At 61.3% G+C, this 19,447-nt stretch carries 18 protein-coding genes; 12 read left to right on the top strand and 6 right to left on the bottom strand.

The genetic code is table 11. The features are described 5' to 3' along the window. Positions 1-110: 110 nt before the first annotated feature. Genes CFBP4996_RS15915 through thiD form a run of 5 tightly spaced genes read left to right on the top strand, consistent with a single transcriptional unit; the run spans position 111 to position 4,023 of the window. Entirely contained in the window at positions 111-896 is a 786-nt protein-coding gene (locus CFBP4996_RS15915) for an ABC transporter permease (protein ID WP_080854578.1), read from the top strand. Then, positions 893-1,843: an ABC transporter substrate-binding protein gene (locus CFBP4996_RS15920; protein WP_162936100.1), complete on the top strand. Its 951-nt coding sequence runs from the start codon at positions 893-895 to the stop codon at positions 1,841-1,843. The genes CFBP4996_RS15915 and CFBP4996_RS15920 overlap by 4 nt, the downstream gene beginning before the upstream one ends. After that, entirely contained in the window at positions 1,840-2,580 is a 741-nt protein-coding gene (locus CFBP4996_RS15925) for a hydroxyethylthiazole kinase (RefSeq protein ID WP_080854577.1), read from the top strand. The genes CFBP4996_RS15920 and CFBP4996_RS15925 overlap by 4 nt, the downstream gene beginning before the upstream one ends. Continuing rightward, positions 2,567-3,229 carry a thiamine phosphate synthase gene (thiE, locus tag CFBP4996_RS15930; protein WP_080854576.1) on the top strand — a complete coding sequence of 221 codons (663 nt, stop codon included), beginning with the start codon at positions 2,567-2,569 and terminating at the stop codon, positions 3,227-3,229. The genes CFBP4996_RS15925 and thiE overlap by 14 nt, the downstream gene beginning before the upstream one ends. Then, positions 3,226-4,023, top strand: a complete 798-nt coding sequence (thiD, locus tag CFBP4996_RS15935) for a bifunctional hydroxymethylpyrimidine kinase/phosphomethylpyrimidine kinase (protein WP_080854575.1) — start codon at positions 3,226-3,228, stop codon at positions 4,021-4,023. Before thiE ends, thiD begins: the two co-directional genes overlap by 4 nt. A 217-nt stretch (positions 4,024-4,240) precedes the next feature. Here thiD and CFBP4996_RS15940 read toward each other — a convergent pair whose 3' ends face one another. After that, entirely contained in the window at positions 4,241-4,699 is a 459-nt protein-coding gene (locus CFBP4996_RS15940; RefSeq protein WP_003500727.1) for an Lrp/AsnC family transcriptional regulator, read from the bottom strand. A gap of 127 nt (positions 4,700-4,826) precedes the next feature. Here CFBP4996_RS15940 and alr point away from each other — a divergent pair, with 127 nt between their 5' ends. Together alr and CFBP4996_RS15950 are read left to right on the top strand one after the other, a co-directional pair. Beyond that, complete coding sequence (gene alr, locus CFBP4996_RS15945) at positions 4,827-5,993, top strand: alanine racemase (protein WP_080854574.1); 1,167 nt, start codon at positions 4,827-4,829, stop codon at positions 5,991-5,993. 7 nt (positions 5,994-6,000) lie between these two features. After that, a complete protein-coding gene (locus CFBP4996_RS15950; protein WP_080854573.1) occupies positions 6,001-7,257 on the top strand; it encodes a D-amino acid dehydrogenase in 1,257 nt (418 codons plus the stop codon). Positions 7,258-7,305: 48 nt separating this feature from the next. Here CFBP4996_RS15950 and CFBP4996_RS15955 read toward each other — a convergent pair whose 3' ends face one another. Further along, positions 7,306-8,016, bottom strand: coding sequence for a GntR family transcriptional regulator (locus CFBP4996_RS15955; protein ID WP_003519916.1), 711 nt, complete (start codon positions 8,014-8,016; stop codon positions 7,306-7,308). Positions 8,017-8,195: 179 nt separating this feature from the next. On the opposite strand from CFBP4996_RS15955, the gene CFBP4996_RS15960 reads away from it, so the two are divergent. Further along, positions 8,196-8,672, top strand: coding sequence for a BA14K family protein (locus tag CFBP4996_RS15960; protein WP_080854572.1), 477 nt, complete (start codon positions 8,196-8,198; stop codon positions 8,670-8,672). 89 nt (positions 8,673-8,761) lie between these two features. Here the strand turns inward: CFBP4996_RS15960 and CFBP4996_RS15965 are convergent, their stop codons facing one another. Both CFBP4996_RS15965 and CFBP4996_RS15970 read right to left on the bottom strand, forming a co-directional pair. Further along, positions 8,762-10,126, bottom strand: a complete 1,365-nt coding sequence (locus CFBP4996_RS15965; protein ID WP_080854571.1) for a sigma-54-dependent transcriptional regulator — start codon at positions 10,124-10,126, stop codon at positions 8,762-8,764. A gap of 1 nt (position 10,127) precedes the next feature. Beyond that, a complete protein-coding gene (locus CFBP4996_RS15970) occupies positions 10,128-11,969 on the bottom strand; it encodes a sensor histidine kinase (RefSeq protein ID WP_121490341.1) in 1,842 nt (613 codons plus the stop codon). A gap of 236 nt (positions 11,970-12,205) precedes the next feature. On the opposite strand from CFBP4996_RS15970, the gene CFBP4996_RS15975 reads away from it, so the two are divergent. Then, positions 12,206-13,552, top strand: a complete 1,347-nt coding sequence (locus CFBP4996_RS15975) for a dicarboxylate/amino acid:cation symporter (RefSeq protein WP_080854570.1) — start codon at positions 12,206-12,208, stop codon at positions 13,550-13,552. Between the two features lie 183 nt (positions 13,553-13,735). Continuing rightward, a complete protein-coding gene (locus CFBP4996_RS15980) occupies positions 13,736-14,173 on the top strand; it encodes an EamA family transporter (RefSeq protein ID WP_059758266.1) in 438 nt (145 codons plus the stop codon). A gap of 39 nt (positions 14,174-14,212) precedes the next feature. Here the strand turns inward: CFBP4996_RS15980 and CFBP4996_RS15985 are convergent, their stop codons facing one another. Next, positions 14,213-15,565, bottom strand: a complete 1,353-nt coding sequence (locus CFBP4996_RS15985) for an aspartate aminotransferase family protein (protein WP_080854569.1) — start codon at positions 15,563-15,565, stop codon at positions 14,213-14,215. Positions 15,566-15,601: 36 nt separating this feature from the next. After that, on the bottom strand, positions 15,602-16,336 hold the full coding sequence (locus CFBP4996_RS15990; RefSeq protein ID WP_003524050.1) for an SDR family NAD(P)-dependent oxidoreductase: 735 nt from the start codon (positions 16,334-16,336) through the stop codon (positions 15,602-15,604). Between the two features lie 234 nt (positions 16,337-16,570). On the opposite strand from CFBP4996_RS15990, the gene CFBP4996_RS15995 reads away from it, so the two are divergent. Next, positions 16,571-18,217 (top strand): GNAT family N-acetyltransferase, encoded by a 1,647-nt coding sequence (locus tag CFBP4996_RS15995; RefSeq protein WP_080854568.1) that lies wholly within the window; start codon positions 16,571-16,573, stop codon positions 18,215-18,217. Between the two features lie 60 nt (positions 18,218-18,277). Then, on the top strand, positions 18,278-19,432 hold the full coding sequence (locus CFBP4996_RS16000; RefSeq protein ID WP_080854567.1) for an amidohydrolase: 1,155 nt from the start codon (positions 18,278-18,280) through the stop codon (positions 19,430-19,432). Positions 19,433-19,447 lie beyond the last annotated feature (15 nt).

Consider the following 19,447-nt stretch of genomic DNA (forward strand, 5'->3'; position numbering starts at 1 on the left):
TCTCTTCTCCGCTTTGCCTGATCTCCGAGATTGTCATATCTGGAGACGAATGATGATGCTGAAACCTTCCGCCCTTCGCACACGGTGCGTCTGCGTCTGAGGTCCGGCTCATGCGTGCCACCCATGCGCTGAACGGTGTCGGTCTTCTGCTAGTTTTCTGGCAGGCGGGAACATGGCTGTTTTCGCCGCCCCGCTATATCCTGCCATCGCCCGCCGATGTTGCCGGCGCTTTCTGGCGCCAGCCGGGCTTCCTGTTCGGACAGGCACTGGTAACGCTCGGTGAAATGGCGCTCGGGCTTGCGGCGGGCATCGCCGCCGGCATTCTCGTTGCCTTCACGATTGCCGCCATCCCGCGCCTCGGCCGCCTCGTCTGGCCCACGGTTCTGGTGTTGCAGGCCTTCCCGGTCTTCGTGCTCGCCCCCATCCTCGTCCTCTGGTTCGGTTTCGGCATGGCCTCGAAAGTGGTCATGACGGCGATCATCATCTTCTTCCCCGTTGCCTCCGCTTTCACTGACGGGCTCAACCGCACCGATCGCGCCATCCTCGACGCCGCCTCGCTGACTGAGGCGAGCCACTGGCAGATCCTCACCCGGTTGCGTGTGCCGCTGGCGTTGCCATCGCTGATTTCGGGCTTGAGGGTGGCGGCGCCGCTTGCCCCGCTCGGCGCCGTCATCGGCGAATGGGTGGGCGCATCGGCCGGGCTCGGGTTTGTGATGATCCAGTCCAATGCCCGCATGCAGACCGACACCATGTTCGCCGCTATGGCCATTCTCGCCATCATGGCGGTGCTGCTGCGGCTCATCGTCGACTTTTCGACCGCCAATCTGGCCCCCTGGGCCAAGGAAACAGAACACACCATTCCTTTCAGATCTTTACGGAGACTTTCGGCACCATGAAACGAACTCTTCTTTCCCTCGTCGTCGCGGCAGCAAGCGTGCTTTCCCCCATGCAATCGCATGCGGCAGACAAGCTGACCGTGTTGCTCGAATGGTTCGTGAACCCCGATCATGCGCCGATGGTGATCGCCAAGGAACGCGGCCTGTTTGCCGATGCGGGGCTCGAGGTGGAACTGGTTCCGCCCGCAGACCCCTCCGCCGTGCCGCGCCTCGTCTCGGCCAAACAGGCCGATATCGGCGTGCACTACCAGCCGAACCTCTATCTCGATCACGATGCCGGCCTGCCGCTCGTGCGTTTCGGCACGCTGGTCGAAACCCCGCTCAACACCGTCACGGTTCTGGCCGACGGCCCGATCAAGAGCCTGAAAGACCTGAAGGGCAAGAAGGTCGGCTTTTCCGTTTCCGGCTTCGAGGATGCGATGCTGAAGCGAATGCTGGAAAAGGACGGTCTGACGAAGGACGATGTCGAACTCATCAACGTCAATTTTTCGCTCTCGCCGTCGCTGATCGCCGGCAAGGTGGATGCCACGCTGGGTGGTTTCCGCAATTTCGAGCTGACGCAGATGAAGCTAGAGGGACATGAAGGCCGCTCCTTCTTTCCCGAAGAACACGGCGTGCCGGCCTATGACGAGCTGATCTTCGTCACCCATCGCGACCTCGCAAAAGACAACCGCCTGCCGCGTTTCCTCTCCGCCGTGGAGCAGGCCGCGATCTTCATTACCAACCATCCTCAGGAATCCTGGCAGCTTTTCATCAAGGCCTATCCGAACCTTGACGATGCGCTGAACAAGCAGGCCTTCTTCGACACGCTGCCGCGCTTCGCCAAGCGCCCGGCTGCACTCGACCGCGCGCGCTACGCCCGTTTCGGCGCCTTCATGCAGGAGATGCAGCTCATCAAGCAGGCGCCGGCGGCGGACGACATCGCCGTGGAGCTGCAGCAGCCATGACGACGAATTTCCCGACAGCGGCAAAGGCCGCCGAGGTTCTGGAGCGCGTGCGGCAGACGCGCCCGCGCGTGCATTGCCTGATGAACACCGTGGTGCAGAAATTCACCGCGGATGGCATCACTGTCGTTGGTGGTATTCCTTCCATGACCACCTCGCTCGAGGAAATCGAGAGCTTCGTCACCAAGGCGGATGCGCTGACCGTCAATCTCGGCACACTGGATGCCGAGCGGCGCAAGGTCATCCGGCTGGCGATCGAGATCGCCAATGCATCCGGCAAGCCATGGATCGTCGACCCCGTGCATTGCGACTATTCGCCGTCGCGTCTGGAATTCGCGCGCGAACTCATCGCACTTTCTCCGACGATCGTGCGTGGCAATCACGCCGAAATGAGCCTGATCGGCGATGTGCCTGGCGTGGTGAGGATCGAGACCGGGCCGGTTGATCATCTGCGCGATGCCACCCGCAGCGTCAGGATCGTCAACGGCCATCCGTGGATGGCGAAGGTGACGGGAACGGGTTGCCTTTCGGGCGGCGTCATCGCCGCCTTCATGGCTGTCGAAAAAGACGCGTTGACGGCGGCGGCCTCCGCCCTAGCCGTCACCGGCGTTTCCGCCGAACTCGCCGCAAAACACGCCAGAGGCCCCGGCACCTTCGAACCGGCGTTTCTGGATACGCTTTCCGAAATTTCCGGTGAGGACATCACAAATCACGCAAGGATAGAGCATGAACAAGGTTGATTACCGCCTCAATGCGCTGGTCGATGCGAGCCTTGGCGATGTTGCGCCCCTGCCGGAGCTTGCTCTGGCCGCCGCACTCAACGGCGCGACCATTCTGCAATATCGCGACAAGCACGGCTCGACGCGCGAGATGATCGAAAACGCCCGCGCCATTCACGAGGCCATCGCCGGCACCGGCGTACCGCTGGTCATCAACGACCGGGTGGATGTAGCGCTTGCCTCGGGCGCGGATGGAGTGCATCTCGGCGCCGACGACATGGACGCCAAAACCGCAAGGCGCATTCTCGGCGAAAAGGCGATCATCGGCCTCACCGTCAAGAACCGCCCCGATGCAGAACGGGCGGCCTCCATGCCCGTCGACTATGCCTGCATTGGCGGCGTGTTCGAAACCGTTTCCAAGGTCAATCCGGACAAGCCGGTCGGTATCGACGGCTTTACCACGCTGCGCGCCCTGCTGAAGGAGTGGAAGCCGGATATGCCGGTCGGCGCTATCGCCGGCATCGATCTTGCCCGTGTGCCACCCGTCATTGCCGCCGGCGCGGATGGTGTGGCGGTCATTTCCGCCATTTTCCGCGCGGGCGATATTGCCAGTGCGACCAAGGACTTCCGCTCCAAGATTGACGCGGCGCTGAAAGCGAGACAGCCATGACATCAATTGCATTGACCATTGCCGGTTCCGACAGCGGCGGCGGCGCGGGCATCCAGGCAGACATCAAGACCTTCTCCGCACTCGGCGCCTATGCCGCCAGCGTCATCACCGCCATCACTGCCCAGAACACCAAGGGCGTAACGGCGGTCGAGGATATTTCGGTCGCCACCATTATCGCGCAGATGGATGCGGTTTTTTCCGATCTTACCGTCAATGCGGTGAAGATCGGCATGGTCTCGCGGATCGAAACCATCACCGCCATCGCGGAACGGCTTCGGCGGCAATCGCAGCCGGTGGTGCTGGACCCGGTCATGGTAGCGACCTCCGGTGACAGGCTGCTGCATGAAGACGCCATCGAGACATTGCGGCGCGACTTGCTGCCGCTCGCGACCATCGTTACACCGAACCTGCCGGAAGCGGCGCTGCTGACCGGCACTTCGATGGCGAAAACGGAGACGGAGATCGCCCGCCAGGCCGAGCTGATCCTGAAGGCGGGCGCGAAAGCCGTGCTCATCAAGGGCGGCCATGGCGATGGGCCTGAGAGCACGGATTACCTGTTTGCGGATGGCGCCATGCAGGCGCTTTCCGCGGCACGGGTGGAGACGAAGAACGACCACGGCACCGGCTGCACATTGGCGGCGGCGATTACGGCTCATCTTGCAAAGGGTTGTGAGTTGCGGGAGGCGGTTGGGCTTGCGAAAGAGTATCTGAATGGAGCGCTCGATGCCGGGCGAGGCCTTGCCGTGGGGCACGGGCGGGGGCCGGTGCATCATTTTTATCGGTGGTGGGGTTAGCGATGAGAGGGCGGAGTTTGGGGTTTACCCCCCTCTGTCCTGCCGGACATCTCCCCCTCAAGGGGGGAGATCGACAAGTGGCTTGCCCACCACATTCAGCAACGTCACTTTATTGATAAGATGGCTACGAGGGGGACGAGCGGGCGCTCCATCCGATCTCCCCCCTTGAGGGGGAGATGTCCGGCAGGACAGAGGGGGGTAGCCGCGAACTCCGATGCTACCGCGCCTTCGGCGTCGCCAACACATTCCGGATCGCAAAACTCGAATGAATGCGCGAAACCCCCGGCAGCTTCGACAGTATCTCCTTGTGAATCCGCTCGAAATCCCCAGCACTTTCCGCCTCGCAGCGCAGGAAATAATCCGAACCGCCCGTCATCAGATAACATTCGCGGATTTCCGGATAGCGTCGCACCGCATTTTCGAAACGGTTGAGAAAATCTTCCGTCTGGCGGTCGAGCGTGATTTGCACGATGACCGAAATCACCTCGCCGCCGGCAAGGCCGCTGGTCAGCGCCGTGTAACCGCGGATAATCCCTTCCCGTTCGAGAATATCGACCCGGCGCAGACAAGCGGATGCGGAAAGCCCGACTTCTGCTGCGAGTTTCGCATTGCTGATACGGGCATTGAGCCGAAGCAGGCGGATGATGTGGCGGTCGGTCGCATCGAGTGACGACATAGAAGATTCCAATCAGCAAAAGAAAATTGCGCCATTGTGAATTCTATCGCATTTTCTTCGAATAATCGCCAAGAAATTCGACAATCGTTGCAATACCCTCATGAGATAAAAATGAGGGTGAACGACCATGGACATGCAGATCAGCCGCCAGCAGGCCGCCGGTGGTGCAAGCGGTCATCTGACCATCGATCTCGGCGCATTGCGCGACAATTATCTGACCCTTGCGGCCATGGCGCCCGCATCGCAGACGGCAGCGGTCGTCAAGGCCGATGCATATGGTCTCGGCGCGGATATCGTCTCGCAGGTCCTGTTCGAGGCGGGTTGCCGCAATTTCTTCGTCGCCCATATCGATGAAGCGTTGGCGTTGCGACTGCGGCTTTCGGCAGAGGCGCGGATTTTTGTTCTCAACGGGCTTCAGCCCGGCAATGAGACCTCCTGCGCCGCCATGGCCATCACCCCCGTTCTGAATTCGCTGGAGCAGATCGCCCAATGGTCGGCCCACGCCAAAAAGCTTGGCAAGACGCTCACCGCCGCCGTGCAGATCGATACCGGCATGTGCCGTCTCGGCCTTTCCCCTGAAGAGCTCGAAATCCTCACCTCCCAGCCGCAATTGCTCGATGGTATCGACATCACCTTCGTCATGAGCCACCTCGCCTGCGCCGACGAACCGGACCATGCCGCCAATGCCGCGCAGCTTGCGGTGATGCGTAAAGCCGCCATTGCCTTTCCTGAAGCGCCCGTCTGTTTTTCGAATTCCGGCGGCATCTTTCTGGGCAATGATTATCACAACCACCTGCTGCGCCCCGGCATCGCGCTTTATGGCGGTGCGCCGTCGGTTACACGCCCCAACCCGATGAAGCCGGTCGTTCGCCTCGATCTCGCCGTCATCCAGACCCGCACCGTTCCGGCCGGTTCGCTGGTTGGTTACGGCGGCTCCTTCGAAGCGGCCGGGCCCACGCGTCTGGCAACCATCGCCGCCGGTTACGCTGACGGCCTGCCGCGTTCGCTCAGCAATCGTGGCGCGGCGTGGTATAACGGCGTGCGCCTGCCGATTGCGGGCCGCGTTTCCATGGACAGCATCATTCTCGACATATCCGCCCTGCCCGAGGGAACATTGACCCAGGGCAGCCTTGTGCAGATGATCGGTCCGGACCAGACGCTGGAAGACATTGCCGAGGATGCCGGCACGATCGCCTACGAAATCCTGACCGGCCTCGGACGCCGCTATCACCGTAGTTATATTCAGCCGGGAGAAACCTCGGCCATCGCTTCAACATCAGTCAATCACAAGTGAGACGATCATGAACGTCACTATCCTCGGAGCCGGCGTTGTCGGCGTGACATCCGCCTGGTATCTGGCCAAAGCCGGACACAAGGTGACGGTGATCGACCGCCAGCCGGCGGCAGCGCTCGAAACCAGCTTCGCAAATGCCGGCGAGGTTTCCCCCGGCTATTCGTCGCCATGGGCTGCCCCCGGCATTCCGGTCAAGGCGATGAAGTGGCTGTTCATGAAACACGCGCCTCTTATCATCCGCCCGACAGCCGATCCGGCCGCATGGCGTTGGATGAGCCAGATGCTGCGCAACTGCACCTCGGCGCGTTACGCCATCAACAAGAGCCGCATGGTGCGTGTTGCCGAATACAGCCGCGATTGCCTGATGGCGCTGCGCGAAGAGACCGGCATCGAATATGACCAGCGCATGCAGGGCACGCTGGAGGTGTTCCGCACCCAGAAGCAGTTCGACGCCATCGGCAAGGATGTCGACGTGCTGACGGCGGGCGGCGTGCCTTTCGAGATTCTCGACCGCGACGGCTGCGCCGCCATCGAACCCGGTCTTTCTCCTTCGAAGGAAAAGATCGTTGGCGGCCTGCGCCTGCCCGGCGACGAGACCGGCGACTGCTTCATGTTCACGACAGAACTTGCCCGCATGGCTGAAGAAGCGGGCGTTACCTTCCTCTACGATACCGGCATCATGCGCCCCATCGTCGAGGCAGGACGCGTCAAGGCTGTGGAGACCACCCGTGGGCTGGTGGAGGCCGATATTTTCGTGGCCGCACTGGGCAGCTATTCGCCGCAGTTCGTGCGCCAGCTTGGCCTTACCCTGCCGGTTTACCCGGTCAAGGGTTACTCCATCACGGTTCCGATCGTAAACGAGGAGCGCGCGCCCGTTTCCACGGTCATGGACGAGACGTTCAAGGTGGCGATTACCCGCCTCGGCTCACGCATCCGCGCCGGCGGCATGGCGGAAATCGCCGGTTTCAGCAAGGATTTGCCTGCGGCCCGGCAGGAAACGCTGGCCCACTCGGTGGAAGACCTGTTCGGCGGCGCGGGCGACCAGACCCAGGCGAAATTCTGGTGCGGCCTGCGCCCGATGACGCCGGATGGCACGCCTGTCATCGGCGCCACCCGCTACAGCAATCTTTATCTCAATACCGGCCACGGCACGCTTGGCTGGACCATGTCCTGCGGCTCCGCCCGGGTGCTTGCCGATCTCATCAGCGGCAACAAGCCGGAGATCGACACGCACGATCTGGCGATCAGCCGTTACGCCGCCTGACGCGCAATCAACCCGCCATTCCCGTCCCGCGACGGGGATGGCGGTCAATCAGAGCGCCAACGCATCCTTCAGCGCCAGACCTTCCATCATGCGCAGGTCGAGATCGGCCTCGATGTGGTCGAGATGCTGCAACATCAGCGCGCGCGCCTTTGCCGTATCTTTCGCCTCAAGCGCGTCCAGGAGATCGGCGTGATCGTTGTGGCCGCAGCTTGAAACACCCGAGCGCCCGTAAAGCGCAATGACCAGCGACGAGCGGGCGACCAGCTCGTCCATGAATTTTTCCAGAATGGCGTTGCCGGCAAGCGAGGCCAGCATCAGGTGGAAATCGCCCGATGCCTTGATTTCCGCGCGTCTGGCGCTCGGGCCGCGCTCATGCTGGTGGCGGCTTTCCTGCACCAGATGCTCACGCAGCCGCTTAACCGCCGCAGGCGTGATTTTTTCGATTGCGGCATCCACGACGCCGGGTTCGATCAGCCGGCGCGACGCGAACACCTGCCGCGCTTCATCCGGCGTGGGATTGGAAACGAAGGCGCCCCGGTTGCGTTCGGCCTTCACCAACCCCTCATAGGCCAGCATCTGAAGTGCGGCGCGCACCACCGTACGGCTGACATCGAACAGCGTTCCGACTTCCGATTCCGACAGTTTGGTTCCGGGCGCCAGCCGCCGGTCGACAATGGCGTCACGCAGCGTATCGCGAATGGCCTGGGCACGGTCTTCATGCGAGGTGTCGGAATTGACGGTTATCTGGGAAAGGCTCATCGGTGCGTCCTGTTTGTTCTTGAGTTCTAGCGCGAAGTGCGTCGCGCGCAAACAGGAATTGCGGGCCGCCGCCGGTCTGCCACAATTCATTCAGCGCCCGTTCAGCAGCCGGGCTGTATTTCCTTAACCATCGAATTTGCAACTGGCAGCGCCCTGCCACCTGTATGGAAGAACACACCATGTCGTCCTTTGCAGCTAAAACCGTTCTGGCTGTCGCCGTCGCCGCCGCCACCATTGTTCCCTTGAGCAGCGCATCCGCTGGCGACTGGGACCGCCGCGACCGTCGCGATGCTGCCATTCTGGGTGGCGTGCTCGGCCTTGCCGCCGGTGTGGCCGTCGGCTCCGCAATGTCGCGTCCGGCGCCAGCCTACGATGAGCGCGTCTATGTCGACGAGCCGAGCTATGTCGATGAAGAGCCGGATTACCGTTATTATCGCGCAGCACCGCAGCCGGTTTACCGCCCGGCACCCGTCTATCGCGCCCAGCCGGTTTACGACAGCCGCCCGGTCTACAACCAGCGCCGCACCTATCGCACCATCGAGCCCTGGACCAACGCCTGGTACGACTATTGCTCGCAGCGTTACCGGAGCTTCAACACCCGCACCGGCACCTATACGGATTATGATGGCCAGCGCCATTTCTGCGTCGCGGGTTGATCGGGAAGACCTTCAACACGGTTATTACCGTTATTGTCAGGCCGCGGATGGAAACGTCCGCGGCTTTTCCATGCGCGCTCCGCGCCAACTTACGCCGTGCCGCTCCTCACATAATCCGCCCGGTTGATGCCGTGGCGCTGCAGCTTGTCGTAAAAGGTCTTGCGGGCGATGCCGAGCATGGCGATGGTCTCCGCCACGTCGCCATTCGATTGTTCCAGCGTTTCGCGGATGATGCGCGCCTCGATCTCGTCCATGCGTTCCGGCAGGGTACCAGAGGCGGGGATCGCGGATCGTAATGCGGGCGCCTCCGCTGGTTCCGTCTCCAGCCCCAGAACCACCCTTTCGGCGAAATGGCCGAGTTCGCGCACATTGCCCGGCCAGTCATGGTCATTGAGGCGGCGGGAAATGCCGGCGCTGATCTGCGGCACCGCCATGTTGAAACGGTTGGCCGCCTTGGTGACGAAATGGGAAAACAACAGCGGAATATCCGCCTTGCGTTCGCGCAGCGGCGGAATGGACAGCGTCACCACATTCAGCCGGTAATAGAGATCCTCACGAAACGTGCCGCGCTCGGACGGATCGCCAAGATCGACCTTGGCCGCCGCGACCACGCGAATATCGACCGGCCTCTCCTCATTCGACCCGAGCGGCGAGACCTCGCGCATTTCCAGCACACGCAGCATCTTCACCTGCACCGCAAGGGGCATGCTTTCGATCTCGTCCAGAAACAGGGTGCCGCCGCTCGAATGCTCGATGCGGCCGACGCGCTTTTTCTGTGCGCCGGTGAAAGCCCCGGGCTCATGGCCGAAAAGCTCGCTCTCGATCACCGTTTCCGGCAACGCACCGCAATTCAACGCCACGAAATTGCCCTTTGAGCGTTTCTTGCTCCAGCGGTGAAGGGCCGTCGCCACCACTTCCTTGCCGCTGCCGGTCTCGCCCGCCACCAGCACATCCACATCCGTATCGGCAATGTGCCGGAGTGTGGTGCGCAGGCGCTCCATGGCGGGCGTCTGGCCGATCAGTGGCAAATCATCCTCCGCCTGCCCTGCCGCCCGACGAAGCGCCCGGTTTTCCAGCACGAGGCGGCGCTTTTCCAGCGCCCGCCGGGCGCTTTCCACCATGCGTTCAGCGGGAAATGGCTTGGCGATGAAATCATAAGCGCCATTGTGAAGCGCATCGACGGCCATCGGCACATCGCCATGGCCGGTGATGAGGATGACCGGCAGATCGGCATCGATCTTGCGCACATGGTCGAAAAATTCGAGCCCGGTCATGCCGGGCATTCGCACATCGGTGATGACGACGCCGTCGAAATCCTCGTTCAAAGCCGCAAGCGCCTGTTCTGCGCGAGCAAACGACGTGACCGGCAATCCATCGAGTTCCAGCGTCTGCACCATCGCCTTGCGCAGCTGGGAATCGTCGTCCACCAGGAATATGGTTCCGTCCGCCGTCATGTCATGCTCGCTTCAGAAATACGGAAAAACATGTGCCCGCCTTGCTGCTCGCCACCTCGATACGCCCGCCATAGTCCGAAGCAATATCGTTGGAGATAACGAGGCCGAGGCCAAGGCCGCTTTCCTTGGAGGTATTGAAAGGCGAAAAAAGCTGGGCACGGATGGCCTCTGGAATGCCCGTGCCATTGTCGCTGACGGAAAGCACGACCATGTCGCCTTCATCGCGCACGCGCACCTCGACGCGGGCGGCGTCAATTGCTTCAGTGGCTTCCAGCGCATTTTGCAGAAGATTGATGAGGATCTGCTCCAGCCGGATACGGCTGCCGAGCACTTTCAGCTCCTGATCCGGTAGCACTATATCCAACGCATCCATCTGGCCGGAAAAACGGCTGCGCAACAGCATGACCGCACCTTCGATGACCAGTCGAACACTGACAGGCTCAGCAGCGGTGCGGCCCTTGCGGGCCAATATTTTCAGGTCGCCGGTAATCGTGCCGATGCGCTCGGTCAGCGCTGCGATGTTTTCGAGGTTTTCGGTGGCCTCCGACATGCGGTCACGTTTGAGCAGGGTGCGGGCATTGTCGGCAAAGGCGCGGATGGTCGCCACCGGCTGGTTGATCTCATGCGCCACGCCCGCCGCCACCTGCCCCAGAATGGAAAGGCGGTTGGCCTGTACCAATTCATGCTGCACGTTGCGCAACTCACCCGTGGTCTTTTCGTGCAGGGCGATTTCAGCCTGCAGATGGTCGCGGGTCTTCGTCAGGTCGCGGGTCCGCTCCTGCACCTTCATTTCCAGCTCGGTGCGGGCGCGCTGCTCCTCTTCCTTTTCCTTAAGCGCCTTGTGCCTGCGCCACAGCCACAGGGCCGAAAGCGCCATCAGCGGCATCAGCGTTGCCAGCGCCACCACCCGGCCCTCGCGGATGGCGGCATTCAGCGCCGGCGCGACGGGTTGCAGATAATGCAGCGTCCATGAGGTCGTCGGTACCGGCGTTTCCAGCCTCAGATAATCACCACGCTCGCGGCCGGGTTCGTCAACATGGATGAGTGGAGCACCATCCTGCAGCGACCTGGCCGCCCGGAAAGGCAACAATGAAAGCGTCTCATTGCCGAATTGCAGGCTTTCGGAAATGGTTTTCCGCCGCGCCTCGTCAATGGGTGCGACGGTTTTGAAGCGCCATTCCGGTACGCTGGTCATCAGCACAACGCCGTTTCTATCCACCACATAGACCGGCTTGCCGCCAATATTCCAATCCGCCTCCAGACGGTTGAACTCGACCTTGGCGATGACGACACCGAGCGGCCGCCCGTCGGCGGCATCGATGCGGCGGGAGATGTAAAGACCCGGCCGGCGGCTGACATTGCCGAGCGCATAATGTTCGGACATGCCGGTATTCATCGCCGCCTGAAAATATTCGCGGAACGCATAATTGGAGCCGACGAAACTATCCGCCTGCCGCCAGTTGCTGGAAGCGATGGTCAATCCGGTCGGTCCAGTCACATAGATGACCGAGGATTGCGTGCCCTCGATCAGCCCTTCCAGCTTGCGGTTCAACCGGTCAAGGGCGGCAGGGCCACCGCCGTCCAATGCGGTTGCGAGGTCGGGATCACCCGACAGCACCAGCGGAATGGCGCGCGGCCTCTCCAGCGCGACATTCAGAAGCGCAATTTTCAGCTCTGCATCCGTGGAAGCCTCGGACGCGGCGGTACGCATCGCCTGGTTACGCGCGAACTCATCGGCCACCAGCAGGATACCCAGACTGACAAGCAGCCACAGCCCGGCGAGCGCCAGCCATTGCGCCCGCCGCTTCGCCTGGGAATGAGGTGCCTGATCCTGATAAGTCATGCGCCAATTGTGCGGATTTACACACAGACCGCAAGAGATTTTGTCCGGAATTCCGCACAAATGGCCGTGAGCCAGCAAAGAACCAATTAAAACTACTTTTTAAATCAGTCAGTTACACCAAATAAACAAGTCTGGCATGCGTATTGCACATGACTCCGCAATCGGCGCGAAGCCGTCAACGTCACGGCGATCCCGGGAGGCCAATAAAGGCAGGGTGAGGCCGAGGAGGAAAAAACATGATCGATACGACAGCCGTGGCCGCGGGCCACGCCAAACTGCCATTTTACAAGCACCTGTATTTCCAGGTTCTGGTGGCCATTATCGCCGGTATCGCGCTTGGCCATTTTTATCCGGCCTTCGGCGAAGAGCTGAAGCCGCTCGGCGACGGCTTCATCCGTCTCGTCAAGATGATCATCGCTCCCGTCATCTTCCTCACCGTCGCAACCGGCATTGCCGGCATGAACGACATGAAGAAGGTCGGACGCGTGGCCGGCAAGGCCATGATCTACTTCCTGGTATTCTCCACGCTCGCGCTCATTGTCGGCCTCATCGTCGCCAACACCGTGCAGCCGGGCGCCGGCATGAACATCGATCCTTCCACGCTGGACGCCAAGGCCGTCGCGACCTATGCCGACAAGGCTCATGAGCAGACCATCACCGGCTTCCTGATGAACATCATCCCGACCACCATCGTCGGTGCATTCGCCAGCGGTGACATTCTGCAGGTGCTGTTCTTCTCGGTTCTGTTCGGTATCGCGCTCGGCATTGTCGGTGAAAAGGGCAAGCCCGTCACCGATTTCATGCATGCCCTGATGTATCCGATCTTCAAGCTGGTCGCGATCCTGATGAAGGCGGCTCCGATCGGTGCTTTCGGCGCCATGGCGTTTACCATCGGCAAATACGGCATCTCGTCCGTCACCAACCTCGCAATGCTGATCGGCACCTTCTACGTCACGTCCTTCCTGTTCGTGTTCGTGGTTCTCGGCGCCGTCTGCCGTTATAACGGCTTCTCCATCGTCGCGCTTATCCGCTACATCAAGGAAGAACTGCTTCTGGTTCTCGGCACCTCCTCTTCCGAGGCCGCCCTGCCGGGCCTGATGAGCAAAATGGAAAAGGCCGGCTGCAAACGCTCCGTCGTCGGCCTCGTCATTCCCACCGGTTACTCCTTCAACCTTGACGGCACCAACATCTACATGACGCTGGCGGCCCTCTTCATCGCGCAGGCGACCGGCATTCACCTCTCCTTCGGCGAGCAGATCCTGCTGCTGCTCGTGGCCATGCTCTCCTCCAAGGGTGCCGCCGGCATCACCGGCGCGGGCTTCATCACGCTCGCGGCCACCCTCTCCGTTGTGCCTTCGGTTCCGGTTGCCGGCATGGCGCTGATCCTCGGCATCGACCGTTTCATGTCGGAGTGCCGCGCACTCACCAACTTCGTCGGCAATGCAGTCGCCACCATCGTCGTCGCCCGCTGGGAAGGCGAACTGGATCAGGATCAGCTCGCCCGCGTGCTGAGCGGCCAGGAAGAGTTCACCGGCATCGCCGATGTGGATCAGCTTCCGGCTTCGGTGCAGCCCGCCGAATAATAAGACCTCCCAAGGTCCGGCCTGTCCCGGTTTCTCCGGGCAGGCACATATGGAAAGCCCGGCGCATCGACTGGATGCGCTGGGCTTTCATTGTTCAGGCACGCGCCCACCAAACGGGGTTTTTCTCGGCCGGAAGATGCGGTAGAGCCGAAGCGGAACAAATGCGATAAGCGGAGTGGCGGCATGAAGAACCTGTTTCTGGCCTGGCAATTCTGGGCGCTGCTATCGGCGGCCTTTGCGGCGCTCACCGCCATCTTTGCGAAGATCGGCGTCGAAAATATCAATTCCGATTTCGCCACTCTCATCCGCACCGTCGTCATTCTCGCCGCCGCCGGCCTGATGGTTTACATCACCGGCAACTGGCAGCAGCCTTCCACCATCTCGGGTAAAACCTGGGTGTTCCTCGTGCTTTCGGGATTGGCTACCGGCGCATCGTGGATATGTTATTTCCGGGCGCTGAAACTCGGCGACGCCGCCCGCGTCGCGCCCATCGACAAGTTGAGCGTCGTGTTTGTCGCCGTCTTTGCTGTGCTGTTTCTGGGGGAAAGGCTGTCTTTGCCCAACTGGCTCGGCGTGGTGCTGATCGCCTGCGGCGCGGTGCTTGTGGCCTATCGGGGATAGGCCGGCCGGATAAACCGGCCGGCGCAATCGCTGGAATCTTCAGCCTCGGGCAGCCGCAACCTTGTCGAGACCACGCTTCACACCGGCAAACAGCTCGTCCAGCTGTTCGGCCGTAATGATGAGCGGCGGGCAGAAGCAGATGGATTCGCCGATAGGCCGGGTGATGACACCCTCTTCCTCGATGGCCGCTGCAAGGGCGAGCGTCGTATCGCCCGGCTTCATGCCCTCCCACGGCTTCACCTCCAGCGCGCCGATCAGGCCGATACCGCGCGAGGAATGAATGAGCGGATGATCGGCCAGCGCCTTCAGATGACTAAGAAACTTGCCCTCCAGCCGTGCGACATTGCCGACCAGATCGCGCTCCTGAATGATCTTCAGGTTTTCCAGCCCCACAGCCGTCGCGACGGGATGGCCGGAGGCGGTGTAACCATGGCCGAAGGAGCCGATACGGTCGGATTCATCGGCAATCGGCTGGTAGAAATTGTCATTCATGATGATCGCCGAAAGCGGCATATAGGACGACGAAATCTGCTTGGAGACGACAAGCACATCCGGCTTGATGCCGTATGTCTCGCAGGCGAACATCTTGCCGGTTCGACCGAAACCGCAGATCACCTCATCCACCACAAGCAGAATATCGTATTTTTTCAGGATCGCCTGCACGCCTTCCCAATAACCTTCCGGCGGCAGGAGAACGCCGCCAGCGCCCATTACCGGCTCGCCCCAGAAAGCCGCGATGGTTTCCGGGCCTTCGCGCAGGATCAGATCCTCCAGCTCCTTCAGGATACGCGCGGTGAAATCCGCCTCGCTTTCCCCTTCCTTTCCAAAATGCACATAGGAAGGGCAGGCCGTATGCAACATGCGGTCCAGCGGCAGGTCGAAGCTCTCATGGTTACGCGGCAGGCCGGTGATCGAGGCCGAGGCAATCGTCACACCATGATACCCCTTGATGCGGCCGACGATCTTCTTCTTGTCTCGTCTGCCCAGCGCATTGGAGCGATACCAGACCATCTTGGCGACCAGATCGTTGGCCTCGGAGCCGGAGGAGGTGAAATGCACCTTGGACATCGGCACCGGTGAAAGCTCGATCAGCAGCTCGGCAAGATCGACCGACGGGCCGTGCGTCTTGTAGGAAAAGGTGTGGTAATAGGGCAGCTTCTGCATCTGCTTCGTCGCCGCTTCCACCAGCCGCTGTTCACCGAAGCCGAGCGCCACCGACCACAGCCCCGCCATCGCCTCGATATAGCGCTTGCCGCTGCTGTCGGTGACATAGATGCCCTCGCCGCTCTCGATCACCAGACCGCCGGTCTTTTCGAATTTGCGCAGATTGACGTTCGGATGCATCTGATAGGCGATATCGCGTGCCTCGACGGAATTCGGCAGGATGGTCATCGATGAAGGCTCCATTTTCGGTTGATGCTCGGCGTGTCAGACGTGCTGGCCGCCATTGATGTGAATTTCCGCGCCGTTGATGTAGCTCGACTGTTCCGAGCACAGGAAATAGATGGTCTGCGCCACCTCGGCCGTGGTGCCGAGCCGCCCGAGCGGCACCTGGGCTTCCACCAGCTCGGCTGTTCCGGGGGAGAGGATGGCGGTGTTGATCTCGCCCGGCGCAATCGCATTGGCGCGCACGCCGCGCGGGCCGAACTCATGCGCCAGCTCGCGCGTCAGCGCCGCGAGCGCCGCCTTCGACGTGGCATAGGCCACGCCGGCAAAAGGATGCACCCGTGAGCCGACAATCGACGTGACGTTGACGATGGAGCCTTTTGCCGCTTCCAGTTCCGGCAAAAGCGTGCGGGCGAGCAGCGCCGTCGAAACGAGATTGACGTTCAGCACCCGCGTCCAGATTTCCGCCGTCGTATCCATGACACCGAGACGGCTGCCGCCCTCACCCTTCGGCGAAATTCCGGCATTGTTGACAAGCGCCGCAAGCTTTCCCTCCGGCAGGCGTGAACGCACCTCGTCCGCCAGATCGTCGATGCGGGACAGGTCCTCCAGATCGGCCTGAATATGGCTCTCCCGCGCCGACGGCCAACGGCATTCCTCGGAGAAAGGTTGCCGCGATACGGTGAGAATTCTCCAGCCCTTTTCCTGAAACAGCTTGACGGTGGCGTGCCCTATTCCGCGGCTTGCGCCGGTCAGAAGCATATAAGGAACAGCCATGTGAGAACTCCTGTGCCATGCGGACCGTTGATCCGACCGCGCATTCAGCCCCGCATGTTAGAGCGCTGCCACCGGCTGACAAGGTCTTTTTTGTCGCGGCGCAGCGATGGCGGATCGGCGACGGGCTAATCCCATTTGATGCACGGCTTTCACCCGAAGGGAATATTTGAAGCCGACCGTTTACCCATAAAATGAAGCCTCCCGAATGTGTGATCAGTATTGGGAGGGGGACGAATGCGCATCGATATCATCGACACGGACGCCGGCTTCGAGGCGATCCGCGAAAACTGGGATGCGGTGTTCATGGCCGATCCCCATGCCCGGCATTTTCTCTCCTGGGGGTGGCTGAGGGACTATATGCCGCGCCGCAGGCGCTGGTTCATTCTTGCGCTGCGCGAACGGGCGGAAGGCTCGCCCTATGTGGCGTTTTTCCCGCTGCGCATCGTCACCGAACCGGACAAGAAAACCGGACGCTTCCACGACAGCATCGTCATGGCCGGCAATGCGGCGGCGGATTACACCGGTTTCATCACCCTGCCGGACTATGAAAATCACGCAGTCGCCGGTTTCTGTTCCTATATACGCCAGCAGAACTGGACCGAGCTGAAGCTCGATTATCTTTCCGGCCCGCCGGAACGCCGCGACGCAATGATCCGCGCACTTCAGGGCCCGCTCGTCATGTTTCGCGACAACATGCCGACCAACCCCTACAACATCAACAATTGCATCTGCCCGGTGGTGGCCCTGCCGGAGACCTTCGACGGCTATCTCGACAGCCATATGAGCAGCCAGACCCGGCAGAAGCTCAGGCGTTTCCTGAGAAAAGTGGAGGGCGGCGACGAATATCGCATCACCTTTGCAACGAGGGAAACAATCAAGCGGGACATGGGCATCCTGTTCGATTTCTGGCGCATCCGCTGGGCGCCGCACAAGGGCAAGGAACGCACGGAACTCCTGATCGGTGCGACACGACAGATGCTGATGGATGTCTATATCCGCGGCGATCTGGAAGTGCCGGTACTGTGGTTCGGCGACCAGCCGCTCGGCGCGCTCGCCAATATCATCGACCGCCAGAAGAAATCGGTGCTGTTCTACATCACCGGCCGCGACGAGAACTGGAAGACCCCTTCCCCCGGCCTCGTGCTGCATGGCCATTGCATTCGCAGGGCAATCGAGCAGGGTTTCAAAACCTATGATTTCCTGCGCGGCAACGAGCCTTACAAATATTTCTTCGGGCCGGAGGAGCAGAAGCTGAGTTGCACGCTGTTCCGCACCCGCTCGGGCGACAATCTCGGCGGCACGCTTCACCCGCGCAGCATCCGTTTTGTCTACGAACAGGCCCTCAAACTCTATAAGACCGGCCAGAAGGCGGCCGCCAATATTGCCTTCGCGCAGGTGCTGACTGCGGCACCGGACCATCTCGGCGCGCAATTCGGGCTCGCCAATCTGTTGTTCGACCGGGGCGAATTCCGGGAGGCCGAAATCGCCTTTCTCAGCCTTCTGGCCGCCGGGCAGGAACCCGTCGTCCTGTGGCTGCGTATCGGCGAGGCCCGGCTGGCGCAGCAGCATTACCATGAGGCATCCGAGGCCTTCCGCCAGGTGACCAATCGCGCGCCCTTCCACCGGGAGGCGCTTTACAAATGCGCCGTAGCGCTAATTGCCGCCGAAAGAACGATGGAAGGCGCGGAAATCCTCGACAGGCTGCAGCACTATCATTCGGACGATGCGGCGCATCTGGAATATGCGGAAAAGGCCCGTGCAGCCCTTGCCCGGCTGGAACTGGCAAAAGCCAAGGTTCCGCTGCCGGACGATGTCGTCACGCTCGCCATCAAGCCGAAAGCGGCCGGCAAACGCTGGCACCCGCCAAAGGTTTTGCATTAAAGGCAACGCCCTGTAAGTTGCGGCAGGAAAAACCGGCCTGACGACTTGCAAGGATTTTTGATGTTTCTGACCAACAAGGACATGCTCGATCTCATTGAGCTTCGCCATGATCTTCACCGTCATCCGGAAATTTCCGGCGAGGAGAAGGAAACGGCGCGGCGCATCCGCGCTTTCCTCGAGCAGGCGCAGCCCGACCAGCTTTTCGCCGATCTCGGCGGCCACGGCGTGGCTGCGGTCTATGACAGCGGCAAAAGCGGCCCGGCGATCCTGATCCGTTCGGAACTCGATGCCCTGCCCATTCACGAAAAGAGTGACGCCGAATACCGCTCCGGCACCGACGGCAAGGGCCATCTTTGCGGCCACGACGGTCATTCCACCATTCTGACGGCGCTGGCGCTCGGCCTTTCCCGGCAGCGACCCGCGACAGGCCACGTCATCCTTCTGTACCAGCCGGCGGAAGAAACCGGCGCGGGCGCCGCCGCCGTCCTCGCCGACCCGCGCTTTGGGCAGATAAAGCCGGATTATTCCTTTTCGCTCCATAACCTGCCCGGCCTGCCTTTCGGCCATGTCAGCGTCGTGGAGGGACCGGTCAACTGCGCGTCGCGCGGGGTCAAGATTCACCTTTCCGGCAAGACGGCGCATGCGTCTTCGCCCGAACATGGCATTTCCCCGATGCGGGCAATATCCCGGCTGATGCCGGCCTTGGCCGAACTGGGCTGCGGTTTCCCGCCGGAGCCCGATTTTTCGATGGTGACGATCACCCATGCCGTGATGGGCGAAGCCGCCTTCGGCATTTCCCCGGCCGATGCTGAAATCTGGGCGACACTCCGGACACTGACCGACGACCGGATGGAAAAACTCTGCGAGGCTGCAGAAACGCTGGCCAAAAAGGTGGCGGACGAACAGAAGCTGACGCTCGACATCACCTATGACGATATTTTCCTGCATTGCGAAAATGCGCCTGACGCCGTCGGGCATATCCGGCGTGCGCTGGACGAGGAAAAAATCTCCCACGGTTCGGAGGGTCTGCCCATGCGGGCTTCAGAGGATTTCGGCCGCTTTCGCGCCGTTTCGTCATCGGCGATGTTCTTTCTCGGCGCCGGCCGGGATTATCCCAACCTGCACAATCCGGATTACGACTTTCCGGATGCGCTGATCGGCACCGGCGCGCGCATCTTCATGCGCATCATCCGCAACCTGACCGACGCGGGATAGCAGCGGCCGGCTATA

The sequence above is a fragment of the Agrobacterium leguminum genome, from assembly GCF_005144435.2.
Classification (GTDB): domain Bacteria; phylum Pseudomonadota; class Alphaproteobacteria; order Rhizobiales; family Rhizobiaceae; genus Agrobacterium; species Agrobacterium leguminum.

Excerpts from the sequence above, each read along its gene's own strand:
- thiE (WP_080854576.1), top strand. The coding sequence starts at position 2,567 with ATGAACAAGGTTGATTACCGCCTCAATGCGCTGGTCGATGCGAGCCTT.
- CFBP4996_RS15965 (WP_080854571.1), bottom strand. The coding sequence starts at position 10,126 with ATGACGGCGGACGGAACCATATTCCTGGTGGACGACGATTCCCAGCTG.
- CFBP4996_RS15985 (WP_080854569.1), bottom strand. The coding sequence starts at position 15,565 with ATGACCATCCTGCCGAATTCCGTCGAGGCACGCGATATCGCCTATCAG.
- CFBP4996_RS15940 (WP_003500727.1), bottom strand. The coding sequence starts at position 4,699 with ATGTCGTCACTCGATGCGACCGACCGCCACATCATCCGCCTGCTTCGG.
- CFBP4996_RS15925 (WP_080854577.1), top strand. The coding sequence starts at position 1,840 with ATGACGACGAATTTCCCGACAGCGGCAAAGGCCGCCGAGGTTCTGGAG.
- CFBP4996_RS15980 (WP_059758266.1), top strand. The coding sequence starts at position 13,736 with ATGAAGAACCTGTTTCTGGCCTGGCAATTCTGGGCGCTGCTATCGGCG.
- CFBP4996_RS15960 (WP_080854572.1), top strand. The coding sequence starts at position 8,196 with ATGTCGTCCTTTGCAGCTAAAACCGTTCTGGCTGTCGCCGTCGCCGCC.
- alr (WP_080854574.1), top strand. The coding sequence starts at position 4,827 with ATGGACATGCAGATCAGCCGCCAGCAGGCCGCCGGTGGTGCAAGCGGT.
- CFBP4996_RS16000 (WP_080854567.1), top strand. The coding sequence starts at position 18,278 with ATGTTTCTGACCAACAAGGACATGCTCGATCTCATTGAGCTTCGCCAT.
- CFBP4996_RS15955 (WP_003519916.1), bottom strand. The coding sequence starts at position 8,016 with ATGAGCCTTTCCCAGATAACCGTCAATTCCGACACCTCGCATGAAGAC.
- CFBP4996_RS15990 (WP_003524050.1), bottom strand. The coding sequence starts at position 16,336 with ATGGCTGTTCCTTATATGCTTCTGACCGGCGCAAGCCGCGGAATAGGG.
- CFBP4996_RS15995 (WP_080854568.1), top strand. The coding sequence starts at position 16,571 with ATGCGCATCGATATCATCGACACGGACGCCGGCTTCGAGGCGATCCGC.
- CFBP4996_RS15915 (WP_080854578.1), top strand. The coding sequence starts at position 111 with ATGCGTGCCACCCATGCGCTGAACGGTGTCGGTCTTCTGCTAGTTTTC.
- CFBP4996_RS15950 (WP_080854573.1), top strand. The coding sequence starts at position 6,001 with ATGAACGTCACTATCCTCGGAGCCGGCGTTGTCGGCGTGACATCCGCC.
- CFBP4996_RS15970 (WP_121490341.1), bottom strand. The coding sequence starts at position 11,969 with ATGACTTATCAGGATCAGGCACCTCATTCCCAGGCGAAGCGGCGGGCG.
- CFBP4996_RS15920 (WP_162936100.1), top strand. The coding sequence starts at position 893 with ATGAAACGAACTCTTCTTTCCCTCGTCGTCGCGGCAGCAAGCGTGCTT.
- CFBP4996_RS15975 (WP_080854570.1), top strand. The coding sequence starts at position 12,206 with ATGATCGATACGACAGCCGTGGCCGCGGGCCACGCCAAACTGCCATTT.
- thiD (WP_080854575.1), top strand. The coding sequence starts at position 3,226 with ATGACATCAATTGCATTGACCATTGCCGGTTCCGACAGCGGCGGCGGC.